At 66.8% G+C, this 11,752-nt stretch carries 13 protein-coding genes; all 13 read right to left on the bottom strand.

The genetic code is table 11. The annotated features are described in order from the left end of the window. Window positions 1-196 precede the first annotated feature (196 nt). The gene (gene fliR, locus AC1DN9_RS27545) at window positions 197-988 is read right to left on the bottom strand and encodes a flagellar biosynthetic protein FliR (protein ID WP_478105230.1); all 792 of its coding nucleotides are present in this window, start codon (window positions 986-988) and stop codon (window positions 197-199) included. A gap of 85 nt (window positions 989-1,073) precedes the next feature. Beyond that, window positions 1,074-1,343 carry a flagellar biosynthesis protein FliQ gene (fliQ, locus tag AC1DN9_RS27540; RefSeq protein ID WP_478105228.1) on the bottom strand — a complete coding sequence of 90 codons (270 nt, stop codon included), beginning with the start codon at window positions 1,341-1,343 and terminating at the stop codon, window positions 1,074-1,076. A gap of 10 nt (window positions 1,344-1,353) precedes the next feature. After that, window positions 1,354-2,109, bottom strand: a complete 756-nt coding sequence (fliP, locus tag AC1DN9_RS27535) for a flagellar type III secretion system pore protein FliP (protein WP_478105227.1) — start codon at window positions 2,107-2,109, stop codon at window positions 1,354-1,356. Next, window positions 2,109-2,543 (bottom strand): flagellar biosynthetic protein FliO, encoded by a 435-nt coding sequence (gene fliO / locus AC1DN9_RS27530; RefSeq protein WP_478105226.1) that lies wholly within the window; start codon window positions 2,541-2,543, stop codon window positions 2,109-2,111. Before fliO ends, fliP begins: the two co-directional genes overlap by 1 nt. A gap of 128 nt (window positions 2,544-2,671) precedes the next feature. Continuing rightward, window positions 2,672-3,088 (bottom strand): flagellar motor switch protein FliN, encoded by a 417-nt coding sequence (fliN, locus tag AC1DN9_RS27525; RefSeq protein WP_478105224.1) that lies wholly within the window; start codon window positions 3,086-3,088, stop codon window positions 2,672-2,674. Further along, window positions 3,081-4,082 (bottom strand): flagellar motor switch protein FliM, encoded by a 1,002-nt coding sequence (fliM, locus tag AC1DN9_RS27520; RefSeq protein WP_478105222.1) that lies wholly within the window; start codon window positions 4,080-4,082, stop codon window positions 3,081-3,083. Before fliM ends, fliN begins: the two co-directional genes overlap by 8 nt. Before the next feature lie 21 nt (window positions 4,083-4,103). After that, a complete protein-coding gene (locus AC1DN9_RS27515; RefSeq protein ID WP_478105221.1) occupies window positions 4,104-4,586 on the bottom strand; it encodes a flagellar basal body-associated FliL family protein in 483 nt (160 codons plus the stop codon). 104 nt (window positions 4,587-4,690) lie between these two features. Further along, window positions 4,691-6,067, bottom strand: coding sequence for a flagellar hook-length control protein FliK (locus tag AC1DN9_RS27510; protein WP_478105219.1), 1,377 nt, complete (start codon window positions 6,065-6,067; stop codon window positions 4,691-4,693). Window positions 6,068-6,084: 17 nt separating this feature from the next. Beyond that, window positions 6,085-6,540, bottom strand: coding sequence for a flagellar export protein FliJ (gene fliJ, locus AC1DN9_RS27505; protein WP_478105217.1), 456 nt, complete (start codon window positions 6,538-6,540; stop codon window positions 6,085-6,087). A gap of 35 nt (window positions 6,541-6,575) precedes the next feature. After that, a complete protein-coding gene (gene fliI / locus AC1DN9_RS27500) occupies window positions 6,576-8,027 on the bottom strand; it encodes a flagellar protein export ATPase FliI (protein WP_478105216.1) in 1,452 nt (483 codons plus the stop codon). Then, window positions 8,005-8,805, bottom strand: coding sequence for a flagellar assembly protein FliH (gene fliH, locus AC1DN9_RS27495; RefSeq protein WP_478105214.1), 801 nt, complete (start codon window positions 8,803-8,805; stop codon window positions 8,005-8,007). The genes fliI and fliH overlap by 23 nt, the downstream gene beginning before the upstream one ends. After that, a complete protein-coding gene (gene fliG / locus AC1DN9_RS27490; RefSeq protein ID WP_478105213.1) occupies window positions 8,792-9,790 on the bottom strand; it encodes a flagellar motor switch protein FliG in 999 nt (332 codons plus the stop codon). Before fliG ends, fliH begins: the two co-directional genes overlap by 14 nt. Continuing rightward, complete coding sequence (gene fliF / locus AC1DN9_RS27485) at window positions 9,780-11,531, bottom strand: flagellar basal-body MS-ring/collar protein FliF (RefSeq protein ID WP_478105211.1); 1,752 nt, start codon at window positions 11,529-11,531, stop codon at window positions 9,780-9,782. The genes fliG and fliF overlap by 11 nt, the downstream gene beginning before the upstream one ends. Between the last annotated feature and the right edge of the window lie 221 nt (window positions 11,532-11,752).

Here is an 11,752-nt window from a genome sequence, read left to right as displayed (position 1 = left end):
ATCAGGGCCGCGTGTGTTTGAGCGAAGCGAGTTTCACGCGGACCCCGCCTGAAGCGAGCACCGCAGGTTGCCCGAAGCGAAGCGCAGGGACACGCACAGTGGGGTCGCCTTTCTTTTGCTTACTTTTCTTTGGCGAAACAAAGAAAAGTGAGTCGCCCGCCGGGGCGAGACCCGGCCAACAGCCCCCCAAAAAACCTCAACGCAACCCCCCCACCACCCGAACCATCAAGTCAATCCCCTCCCCAAACCGAGGCTCCAAAAACCCCGCCAGATGCGGCATCAACAACTGCAACATCCATATCCCCGCCAGCAGCGTCAACGGAAACCCCACAGCAAAAATACTGAACTGCGGCGAAGCCCGATTCAAGATCCCCATCGCCAGGTTGATCGTCAGCAACGCAGTCACCAGCGGCAACGACAACATCAACCCACTGGCAAAGATCTGCCCCCCACCCACCACCAGCACCATCCACCCTTGCCCCGCAATCGGCGCATCCCCGATCGGCAGCGCCTGGAAGCTATCCGCCAGCGCAGAAATCATCAGCAGATGCCCATCCACCGCCACGAAGATCAGCATCGCCAGCATGTTCAACAGCCGAGCCACTACCATCGTCGCCCCCCCATTCATCGGATCGAAGAAGGAAGCAAACGAAAGCCCCATCTGCAGCCCGATGTATTCCCCCGCAGCCATCACTGCGGTGAAGATGAGTTTCATCGTGAACCCCATCGCCGCGCCGATCAGCACCTGCTGCACGATGATCCAGACCCCGCCAGCCGACACCACCGGAACATCCGGCATCGGCCCGAGCGTGGGCGCAATCACCACCGCCAGCAGCGCCGCGATCGCTACCTTGACCTGCCGAGGCACCCACGATTCGCTGAAGACCGGCGCAGTGCTCACCAGCGCCAGCATCCGCACGAAGGGCCACAGAAAGGCCACCACCCAGGCGGTGAGCTGCGCCGACGTGACCGAGAAAACCTGAGGCATCAGGTCGGCGCCGGGCCGCCCCAAGGCGACCTGCGGCTCCCTCGGGGGCCAGCGATACACGAAGTGAGGAGCGTGGGGACCACAGTCAGCCGATGAGCTGAGGAATGCTCATGAACAGCGCGCGGATGTAGTCCAGCATTTGCTCGAGCATCCACGGCCCCGCGATGACCAGGGTCGCGAACACCGCCAGCAGCTTCGGGATGAACGACAGCGTCTGTTCGTTGATCTGCGTCGCGGCCTGGAAGATGCTGATGATCAGGCCGACGACGAGGGCCACCAGCAGCAGGGGCGCTGCGAGCACCAGCGATACCTGGATCGCCTGGTTGCCCATCGACATGATGGTTTCGGGTGTCATCTCGATGTCCCTAGGTGTAGAAGCTTTGCGCCAGCGCGCCGATCAGCAACTGCCAGCCGTCGGCCAGCACGAACAGCATCAGCTTGAAGGGCAATGCGATGCCGGCGGGCGGCACCATCATCATCCCCATCGACATCAGCACGCTCGCCACCACCAGGTCAATGATGAGAAAGGGAATGAAGATGGTGAAGCCGATCTGGAAAGCCGTCTTCAGTTCGCTGATCACGAACGAGGGCAGCAGGATGCGCAGCGGCACTTCTTCCGGCCCCTGCATCTCGGGCACCTTGGCAAGCTTGGCGAAGAGGGCGAGGTCGTTCTCGCGGGTTTGCCGCATCATGAAGGTCTTGAAAGGCTCGATGCCGCGCTCCAGCGCCTTGTCGGTGCTGATCTTGTTCTCGGAGAACGGCTTGTAGGCGTCGTTGTACGCCTTGTCGAACACCGGCGACATCACGAAGAAGGTCAGGAACAGCGACAGGCCCACGAGCACCTGGTTGGGCGGCGAGGACTGCGTGCCGATGGCGGTGCGAAGCAGGCCCAGCACGATCAGGATGCGCGTGAAGCTGGTCATGCTCAGCAGCAGCGCAGGCAAAAAGGTGAGCGAGGTCAGCATCACCAGCGTCTGCACGCTGAGCGACCAGGTCTGGCTGCCGCCGGGTCCGGGCGTGCTGGTGATGCCGGGCAGGCCCTGCGTCCAGGCGGCCAGCGGCAGCATGGCGGCGAGCAGCACGACGCCGCCTCGAAGGCTTCGACGAAGAATGTTGCGCATCACGGAGCCGGACGTGTCTTGCCGGTGAGGGATTCGCGCAGCTTCTGCGCGAAGAGGTCGAGGGGTTTCGATGCCACGAGTTCGGCGCCCGCGAGGGCATGAGGCACGGCCTGCGCGGGCAAGGTGTGCAAGGTGTTGATCTGGTTGGGCGTGACACCGAGCACCAGCCACGTGCCGCCGACTTCGACGACGACGACGCGCTCGCGCTGGCCGATGCTGGAACTGGACACCACCTTCACGACATGGCCACCACCGAAGCGCTGCAGCCCGAATCGCCTCGCGAGCCACGCGCACAGGAAGATCAGCCCGAGCACCACCATCATGCCCAGCCCGGCCTGCATCAGGCCCGACGCACCGACCGCTGGCGCGGCTTCGGCGCTGTGCGATGGCGCCGTCGGCAACACCGCATGCACCGGCAGCGCAGCAAGCGCCATCGCCGCCACCAGAACCCGCGCGCCAAAGCCCAGGAATCCCGCGGAACCGGCTTTGCCGGGCCGCTGGGATTGCCCCCTGGAAGGGGGTGTCCGAGCCACACGAAGTGGGCGAGGCTGGGGGTGAGCCATCACCTGGCGAGCTTCTGCATGCGCTCGGAGGGCGTGATGATGTCCGTCAGGCGGATGCCGTACTTCTCGTTCACCACCACCACCTCGCCCTGCGCGATCAGGTAGCCGTTGATCAGCACGTCGAGCGGCTGGCCTGCCAGGCCGTCGAGTTCGACGACCGACCCTTGCGAGAGCTGGAGCAGGTTCTTGATGGTGATGCGCGTGCGACCGATCTCGGCGGTGAGTTGCACGGGCACATCCATCACGCGCGCGACGTCCACCGCAGACACGCCGGCGGGCGCCGCGGGCGTTTCCTGGATCTGCTGGAAGACCTGCGTCATGGCCGGTGCCGGTGCGGGCTGGGTGGAGGAGGTCTGCTCGGCGAGCGCTGCGGCCCAGTCGTCCGCTTCGCTGACGGTAGAGGTGAAGTCAGTCATGGTCGTTCTTCAAATCGCTGTCTTGGTGAGTGATCATGTTTTTCACGCGCAGGGCGTAGCGGTCGTTCGATGTGCCGAAGCCGCACTCCATCACCGGCACGCCGTCGACCTTGGCAACCACGGTGGTCGGCAACTCGATGGGCAGCACATCGCCGACCTGGAGCTTCAGGACTTCGCCAATGGTCGAGGACATCGTCACGAAGTCGGCGGTGAGTTCGACGTCGGCTGCCTGCATCTGCCTTGACATCTGCTTGACCCAGCGCTTGTCGATCTCGACCTCGTCCTGGATCGGATTCGACAGAAGGTCGCGGATCGGCTCGATCATCGAGTAGGGGATGCACACATGCAGGAAGCCGCCGATGGGGCCGAACTCGATCTGCAGCGTGGTGTTGATCACCACTTCGTTGGGTGCGACGATGTTGGCCAGCTTGCCGTGCATCTCGGCGCGCACGTAGTCGAAGTCGAGCGGATACACCGGCTTCCACGCTTCGCCGTAGCACTGCAGCGAGAGGTCGAGAAGGCGCTTGATGATGCGCTGCTCGGTCCGCGTGAAGTCGCGGCCTTCGACGCGCACGTGGTAGCGGCCGTCGCTGCCGAAGAGGTTGTCCACCACCAGGAACACCAGCTTCGGGTCGAACACGAAGAGGGCCGTGCCGCGCAGCGGCTTCATGTGCAGCATGTTGATGTTCGCCGGCACCGGAAGATGCCGGACGAACTCGCCGTATTGCTGGATCTGTACCGATCCGACCGTGATGTCGGGGCTGCGGCGCATGAAGTTCAGCAGTGCGCCGCGCAACCCGCGCGCGAAGCGGTCGTTGATGACCTCCAGCGTATGCATGCGGCTGCGCACCACGCGGTCGGGCGCACCGAGGTCGTAGGCTGGGAGCCCGTCGGTCGGCGGCGCGGGCGATGCGGTCTGGTCGACGCTGCCGCCGGTGACGCCTTGCAGCAGGGCATCGACCTCGTCCTGCGAGAGGACCTGTTCATAGGCCATGTGTCGCTTGCCTGGAGGTGATCACTGCACCACGAAGGTGTTGAAGGAGACGCTGGCGATGCCCTGCTCGGGCAACTTGTCGCTCAGGGGGCGGTTCAGCTCGGCGCGGATTTCATCGGCGAGCCTGGTCTTGTCGTCGGTCGACACCAGCGAATCAGGCGCACGGTTGGACAGCAGCATCAAGGCGCGGCTGCGCAGCTCGGGCATGAACTCGACGACCTGCGCCTTGGCGGGCTCGTCGCGCATCTTGAGGGCGATGCCGACGTGCAGGAACTTGCCGCGGCCTTCGCTCTGGAGGTTCACGGTCAGCGGTTCCAGGGTCACGAAGATCGGCTTCTCGGGTGCCACATTGGCAGCCTCGGTCGATGTGTCCTTGTGGCCGAGAAAGACGTAGGCCGCGCCGCCGGCGGCGAGGAGGCTGACCCCGACCAGAAGGCCGATCAGCAGCTTCGAGGAGCGGGGTGCGGCAGCGGCGGGGGTTGCGACAGGAGTTGAGGTAGCCATGATGAAGCTGATAACTTGTTCGGTCTATTCTTGGCGAACTGTCCGGCAGGCGAATGGCTGATCAAGCGTGGAAAAGCGCTTCAGATCCGTCCTTTGGTGCGTCTTCAGGCGAAGGTGTCGAGGCCGGAACCCGAGCGGCCCACGGAGGCCGCGGCGGGCGCAATCCGCGTCGTCGCGGCCGCCGTGTCGGCGCGGTTCGCGCCCGGATAGTCGGACGGACTCTGCTGCGGCCGCGATGGGTTCTGGTCCGCAAAAGCGCCGCCTTGGCCGAAAGGCTGGCGCGTCTCTGCGCCGACCGAAGTCTGGCCGAGGCTGATGCCCTGTTCTGCCAGCGTCGTGCGCAACTGCGGAAGCGCAGCCTCGACGGCCTTGCGCACGCTTTCGTGTGCCGACATGAACATCGCCTGCGCCTGGTTGTCACCCATCGTCAGGGTGACCTTGAGCGGGCCGAGGCCCGACGGGTTGAGGTTGAGTTCCGCGACATGGTGGCCGCTGGCGCTCATGCGGATCATCTGCTGGCCGATGGCCGGACCCCATTCGTCGCTCCCGACGGGCGGCGCCACCGACAGCACCGGTGTAGTGCTTGCGGGTGCGGCGGCGCGATCGCTCGGGGCCGCGGCGAGCGCCTGGAGTTGCGGCAGGGGCTGCGGCGCCGCGCCGCTGTCTGCGTCGAGGGTGCTGGCCTCGGCTGATGCGGTGGATGCGAACGGCGCGGAAGTCTTGGCGCTTTCAGTTGCGACGGGTGGTGGTGTGGAGGAGATCTTGTCCGTCGCGACCGAAACAGACGCGTCCTTGGCGGACGCTGCCTTCGTCGACGAAGCGGCGGTCGTTGTCGCGGATCCGGCAGCCGGCTGCGGCGCGAGAGCGGCGACCGCTGACGTGACCGCAGCGTCTGCGTTCGCGGTCGGTGAGGGTGTGGCCGTCCCGGCGCCTGCCGGAATCTTCGGGTCGCCGGCAGACGCCTGTGCGGCGGCGCGAACCGTCGCGTCCGCAGCGCCGTCACCCGCGGCATCGTCCTTGGCCGCGTCTGTGGTCGCGGTTGCGGACGCTTGCTCTGCGCCGGCTTGCTGTGCGGCCGTTGCGAGGGTCGAGGCGTCGCCGGGCAGCGCGCGCCGAACAGCATCCGCCGCCAGACCATCGCTCGTACCGGAGGCCGCACCGCCCTTGGACCTGGCAGTGGCATGCGCGACGTGCGCGGGCAGCGGCGCGAGCATGGCCATCACGTCGGCGGGGCTGAGTTCGCTCTTCTGCTGGCCCGCGCGCGCCGGCTTGCGGCCCGCGCCTGGCGTGCGCAACGCGGTCTCGGCGGCCTCGTCCGTGTCGGCACGGCTCGCCGCGCGCGAACGGTCGAGGGCCGCGCCGAAGCTCTGGCCTTCGGGTTGCTCGGCACTGCGCCCGCGCGTGCCGGATGCGGGCGCCGAGGCGGCCGATGTGGCAGACGTGGTCGAGAAATTGACGGATGGCGAGGTGACGGTAGGCATGGGCGATTCCGGAAACTTCAAAGGGTCGGGTTGGCGGCGCGGTCGAAGTACTTCCGGGCCGATCGTTCGTCGCTGTCGCGCTGCTCGCGCTTGGCCTGGGCCAGCAGTTCCTGGCGGCGCACGCGCTCGGCGAGCGTGTCGAAGGAGGTGAGCCGGCGCTTGTGGTGCTGCCAGTCGTGGCGGCCCAGGTCGAGCCGGTTGTCCGCCTGGGCGACGATGGCGCGCTGCTGCTCGATGGCCCCGTCGAGCGTGCCGAGGAAGGCCTGGTAGTTGCGCCACTTCGCGGTGGGCAGGCCTTCGCTCATCAGCGCCTGCAACTGGATCTCGTAGTCCTTGCGGTATTGCAGCAGCATCTCGAGTTTCTGGACCGCGCTGAGTTGTGCGTTCTGCAGCACGCCGAGTCGTCGTGCGGCATCGTCGGTCTGCGTGCGGGCCAGGTCGGTCAGCGTGTCGAGGGGGAGTCGCTGGGGCATGGTGTTCCTTGCTGCGTTTGCGCGGGGTGCGGGGTTCAGGCCGCTTCGAAGAGCTTGCGCATGCGCTCGATCGAGGCGGTGTAGTCGGTACGCTCTTCCATGGCCTGCTGCAGGAAGGCCTCGATACGCGGGTACATCGCGATCGCCTGGTCAAGCTGCGCGTCGTGGCCGGGCGCGTAGGCGCCGACGCTGATCAGGTCGCGATTGCGCTGGTAGCGGGAGAGCATCTGCTTGAAGCGGCGCACCACGTCGAACTGCGTCGGCGGAATCAGCGCCGTCATCGCGCGGCTGATGGAAGCCTCGATGTCGATGGCGGGGTAGTGCCCCGCCTCGGCCAAGGTGCGGGAGAGGACGACGTGGCCGTCCAGGATGGCGCGCGCCGAATCGGCGATCGGGTCCTGCTGGTCGTCGCCCTCGGAGAGCACCGTGTAGAAGGCGGTGATCGAGCCGCCGCGCCCGTCGGCGTCGCGTGCGCCGTTGCCGGCACGCTCCACGAGCGCGGGCAGCTTTGCGAACACCGACGGCGGATAGCCCTTGGTCGCCGGCGGTTCGCCCACGGCGAGCGCGATCTCGCGTTGCGCCATCGCGTAGCGCGTCAGCGAATCCATGATGAGCAGCACGTCCTTGCCCTGGTCGCGGAAATACTCGGCCAGGCAGGTGGCATAGGCCGCGCCCTGCAGGCGCAGCAACGGCGAGTTGTCCGCCGGTGCGGCGACGACGACGGCGCGCGCCAGGCCTTCTTCGCCCAGCGTGTTCTCGATGAAGTCCTTGACTTCGCGCCCGCGTTCGCCGATCAGGCCGACGACGATCACTTCGGCGCTGGTGTAGCGCGCCATCATCCCCAGCAGCACGCTCTTGCCCACGCCGGAGCCGGCGAAGAGGCCCATGCGCTGGCCGCGACCGACGGTGAGCATCGCGTTGATGGCGCGCACGCCGACGTCGAGCACCGAGTCGATCGGCGCGCGCGACAGCGGGTTCATCGGCGGCGATGACAGCGGCACCTTGCGGCTGATGTCGAGCGGACCCAGGCCGTCGAGTGGCCGTCCGGCGGCATCCACCACGCGGCCGAGCATGCCTTCGCCGACCGGCAGGCGCTTGGTGTGCGCGTCGCCGGTCAGTGCGGAGCCGGCTGTGCCGGGCCGTGCGATGACGCGTGCGCCGGGCAGCAGGCCGGCCACTTCGCTTTGCGGCATCAGGAACAGGCGATCACCCGCGAAGCCGACCACTTCGGCTTCCGCATGGCGTTGCGGATGCCCCGGCGGCAATTCGATCAGGCAGTCGCTGCCGACGGGCAATTGCAGGCCCACGGCCTCCAGCACGAGGCCGACGGCGCGCGTCAGCCGGCCCGACTGCGTGGTCATTGCGCATTGGCTCACGTCGGCGCGGGCCTTCGCCAGCGTCGCGAGCCAGGACGCCAGATGGGGATTGGGAGCAGTGCCCTGGGCCGTCACGGTCGTCATCGGCTCAGACCCCTTGCGCGTCGGCATCGCGTTGAAGAGCGGCTGTGACGCTTTTCCAGCGCATCTCCAGGCTGGCATCGACTTCGCCGCTCGCCGATTGCACGCGGCATCCGCCACGCGAGATCGTCTCGTCGGCACGCACTTGCCAGCCCGCGGACTGAAGTTCATTGCCGAGACTGCTCTTCACCAGCGCCACGTCGTCGGGATGCAGCAGCAGGCGGGGTTCGCCCTGCAATGCAGGCTCGGCATGCAGCAGGTCCTGGACCAAGGGAAGCACCCATTCGGGTTCGGCGCGCAAGGTGCGGTGGACCACCTGCCGTGCCACGTCGAGGGCCAGGGTCATGAGCGCATCGGCGAGTTCGCTCTCGGCGCGGCGCATGGCTTCGGGGAGGCTCGTGGCGAGCGCACGCAGTTGCTCAGCGTGCGCGCTGGCAGCGGCAAGCCCGGCAGCCAGGCCTTCCGCACGGCCCTCGGCAAGGCCTTCGGCGTGGCCCTTCACCCGTCCTTCGCGACGGCCTTCGGATTCGCCGGCCGTGCGCGCTTCGCGGCGAAGTTGCGCCAGTTCCGCGGCATGGATCAGTACAGGGGAGGGCGCCATCTCGGCAGGCGCGATGGCAGGCCGCGCCGTGGACGTGGGCGGCGTGGGTTCGATCAGCGTGTCCATCTCCCAGCGCTGCCAGGCCGACAACACGGGCTTGGGATGTTTCGGCGCAGGAGGCGCACTGGCCGGGCTGGCGGCCGGCGTATAGGCGGACGCGAGGCGGCTGCGCGCGCCGGCCACGAAGTTGTGCTTAGACAAAGTCATCGGTACCCGGTGCGGCAATCACGATTTCGCCGGACTCGGCGAGGCGGCGTGCGACCTGCAGAATGGTCTTCTGTTCGGCCTCGACCTGCGACACACGGACCGGACCGCGAAGCTCCATGTCTTCGCGAAGCGTCTCGGCGGCGCGCTGCGACATGTTGTTGAGGAACTTGTCGCGCAGCGCCTGCGGCGCGGCCTTGAGCGCGATGATGAGCGAGTCGGACTCGATGTCCTTGAGCAGGCGCTGGATGCTCCGGTCCTCGAGGCTGAGCAGGTTCTCGAAGACGAACATCTCGTCGACGATGCGCTGCGCAAGGGCCTCGTCGGCCTCCCGCACATGGGCGATCGCTTCTTCCTCCTGCGCGCTCGCCATGAGGTTGACGATCTCCGCCGCGGTCCTGACGCCACCCAGCCGGCTGCGCTTGAGGCCCTGGCCCGAGAGCATTTCGGTGAGCACGTCCGTGAGCTCGTTGAGCGCCGACGGCTGCACGCCCCCGAAGGTGGCGATGCGCATGATGACGTCGTGCCGCAGGCGCGTCGGCAGCTTCTCGAGCACCTCCGAGGCCTTCATGCGGTCCAGGTGGATGAGGACCGTCGCGAGGATCTGCGGATGCTCGTCGCGGATGAGTTCGGCCACCTCGCTGGCTTCGAGCTGGTTGAGGCGCTCGATGCCGCTGTGCGGCTCTTCGGCCTGCAGGATGTCTTCGAGCAGATTGCTGGCGCGGTCTTCGCCGAGCGCCTTCCTGAGCACGGCGCGGATGTAGCTGCTCGATCCGAGGTGCAGTGCGGACAGTTGCTCGGTCTCGTGGCGAAACTCGGCCAGCACCGCATTGAGTTCATCCTTCGAGACCGAGTTGAGCTTGGCCATGGCCAGGCCCAGGGTCTGCACTTCGGCGGTGGGCAGATGGTGCAGCGCGGCGGCTGCACGGTCTTCGCCCAGTGCCATCAGGAGGATGGCGCTCTTGCGGGTTCCGGTTTCACTGATCATTGCTGTTCATCCAGTGCTGGATCAGCGTCGCCACCAGCTTGGGATCCTGGTTGGCGGTCTGATGTGCGTAGTCCATGTCGGCCTTCTGGCGCGTCGATTCGCGTATGCGCAGGGCTTCTTCGGGCGAGATCTGCGCCTGTTCCTCGGCGGGCGGCAACATCGCAGGTTCCTCGACCACGACCACCGGCGGAGGCAGCAGCTCCGGCGGTGCCAGGTGCTTGCGAAGCAGGGGCCGCAGCACGGCGAACCAGACGAAGAGCGCGAGCGCGGCGAGCACCAGGTATTGGCCGATGCCCTTGGCGAGTTCGATGTTGTCGCGGTCGCGCCAGTACGGAACTTCGGGTGCGGCCGGTTCGCGGTCGTCGGCGAAGGGACTGTTGACCACGTTGATCGAATCGCCGCGCTCCGGGCTGAAACCCATCGCTTCCCTGGTCAGATTCTTGATCTGGTCGATCTCGACGGGCGTCAATGCCCGCGCCGCCGTCTTGCCGCCGTCGTTCGCTTCCTTGTAGTTCACGACCACCGCGACCGACAGGCGCTTGACGGCACCGGCGCCTTGCTGGACATGGCGGATCGAGCGGTCGAGTTCGTAGTTCGTCGTGACATCCTTGCGCGAACTGCCGGGGCCGGTCGGCGTGGAGGCCGTGACCGACGAAGCGGCCCCAGCAGCGGCCGCTTTCGCAGTTCCCTGCGCACCTTGTGCACTCTGCGCACCCGGCGCGGCGGGATTTGGCGGCTTGGGCGTGCTGATCGGCGCAGTCGGATTCACCGGCGGCTGGTTCGTCAGCGCGCCAGGCACGCCGCCGGGCGGCGGGGCGCCGTGCTGGCTCGATTCGCTCGACTGCTGGCTGCGAATCGCGGTCGAGCCGGGGTTCTGATTGGGTTGGTACTTCTCGTCGGTGTGCTCGACGACTGAGAAATCCACGTCGGCCGCGACCTGTGCGCGAACATTGTTCGCACCCACGATCGGCTGCAGGATGGCTTCGATGCGGCGGATGTAGCCCTGCTCGATTTCCTGCACATACTTGAGCTGGCTCACGTCCAGGCCGCGCGCGCCGCTGTTGGCGGCCGAAAGCAGGTTGCCGCGCTGGTCGACGACCGTCACGCTCTTCGCGTCGAGCTCCGGCACGCTGCTGGAGATCATGTGGACGATCGCGCTGACCTGGCCTTCATCGATGCTGCGGCCACGTTGCAGCGTCAGGACGACCGACGCCGAGGGCTTCTTCTGCTCGCGCACGAAGAGCGACGGCTTGGGGAGCGCGAGATGCACGCGCGCCGCTTCGACCGTGCCGATGGATTCGATGGACCGCGCGAGTTCGCCTTCGAGCGCGCGCTGGTAGTTGACCTGTTCCGCGAACTGGCTGGTCCCGAACTTCTGGTTGTCCATCAGTTCGAAGCCGACGCCGCCCGCCTTGGGCAAGCCCTGCGCTGCGAGCCGCAGCCGCACTTCGGGCACCTTGTCGCCAGCCACCAGGATCGCGCCGCCGCCTTCTGCGAACTTGTAGGGCACGTTCATCTGCTGGAGCGACGCGATGATCGCGCCGCCGTCGCGGTCGGACACGTTGGTGTAGAGCACCTTGTAGTCCGGGCCGCGGTTCCAGAGCGTGAACGCCGCGGCCGCCGCCACCAGCGCGGCCGCGCCGAGGATCATCGGCAGCTTGGGTTGGGCGCGCAGCCGTTCGAGGACCGGGGAGAGCGAGGGCGCTGTCGGCGCCAAGCCCGCGGATGCCGCAGAACTCATGGGCGAGCCCTCTTCATGGCCGGGGCGCTGGCGCCGTCCGTCGTCATGTTGAAGGTAGGGATTCGTTGTTCAGGGTTCATGCCGGAGGTCGTTGATCGGGTCAACAGGCTTGTCGTTTCGCGATCGATTGTCAGCAGTCGTAACAAAATCGATGGGCTGAACAGCGGTGGGTTTTCCCGTCTGTTGGCGGCTTGCATAGGGACCTCCCCTTGGTACGCTGA

The sequence above is a fragment of the Variovorax sp. 05L425 genome (assembly GCF_056397705.1).
Note: the sequence above shows the minus strand (reverse complement) of the source record. Positions and strands in the feature narration are given on the sequence as shown.

Coding starts and splice junctions, on each gene's coding strand:
- fliP (WP_478105227.1), bottom strand. CDS start 2,109: ATGCGCAACATTCTTCGTCGAAGCCTTCGAGGCGGCGTCGTGCTGCTC.
- fliF (WP_478105211.1), bottom strand. CDS start 11,531: ATGAGTTCTGCGGCATCCGCGGGCTTGGCGCCGACAGCGCCCTCGCTC.
- fliM (WP_478105222.1), bottom strand. CDS start 4,082: ATGGCCTATGAACAGGTCCTCTCGCAGGACGAGGTCGATGCCCTGCTG.
- AC1DN9_RS27510 (WP_478105219.1), bottom strand. CDS start 6,067: ATGCCTACCGTCACCTCGCCATCCGTCAATTTCTCGACCACGTCTGCC.
- fliQ (WP_478105228.1), bottom strand. CDS start 1,343: ATGACACCCGAAACCATCATGTCGATGGGCAACCAGGCGATCCAGGTA.
- fliJ (WP_478105217.1), bottom strand. CDS start 6,540: ATGCCCCAGCGACTCCCCCTCGACACGCTGACCGACCTGGCCCGCACG.
- AC1DN9_RS27515 (WP_478105221.1), bottom strand. CDS start 4,586: ATGGCTACCTCAACTCCTGTCGCAACCCCCGCCGCTGCCGCACCCCGC.
- fliH (WP_478105214.1), bottom strand. CDS start 8,805: ATGACTTTGTCTAAGCACAACTTCGTGGCCGGCGCGCGCAGCCGCCTC.
- fliI (WP_478105216.1), bottom strand. CDS start 8,027: ATGCCGACGCGCAAGGGGTCTGAGCCGATGACGACCGTGACGGCCCAG.
- fliR (WP_478105230.1), bottom strand. CDS start 988: ATGCCTCAGGTTTTCTCGGTCACGTCGGCGCAGCTCACCGCCTGGGTG.
- fliG (WP_478105213.1), bottom strand. CDS start 9,790: ATGATCAGTGAAACCGGAACCCGCAAGAGCGCCATCCTCCTGATGGCA.
- fliO (WP_478105226.1), bottom strand. CDS start 2,543: ATGGCGCTTGCTGCGCTGCCGGTGCATGCGGTGTTGCCGACGGCGCCA.
- fliN (WP_478105224.1), bottom strand. CDS start 3,088: ATGACTGACTTCACCTCTACCGTCAGCGAAGCGGACGACTGGGCCGCA.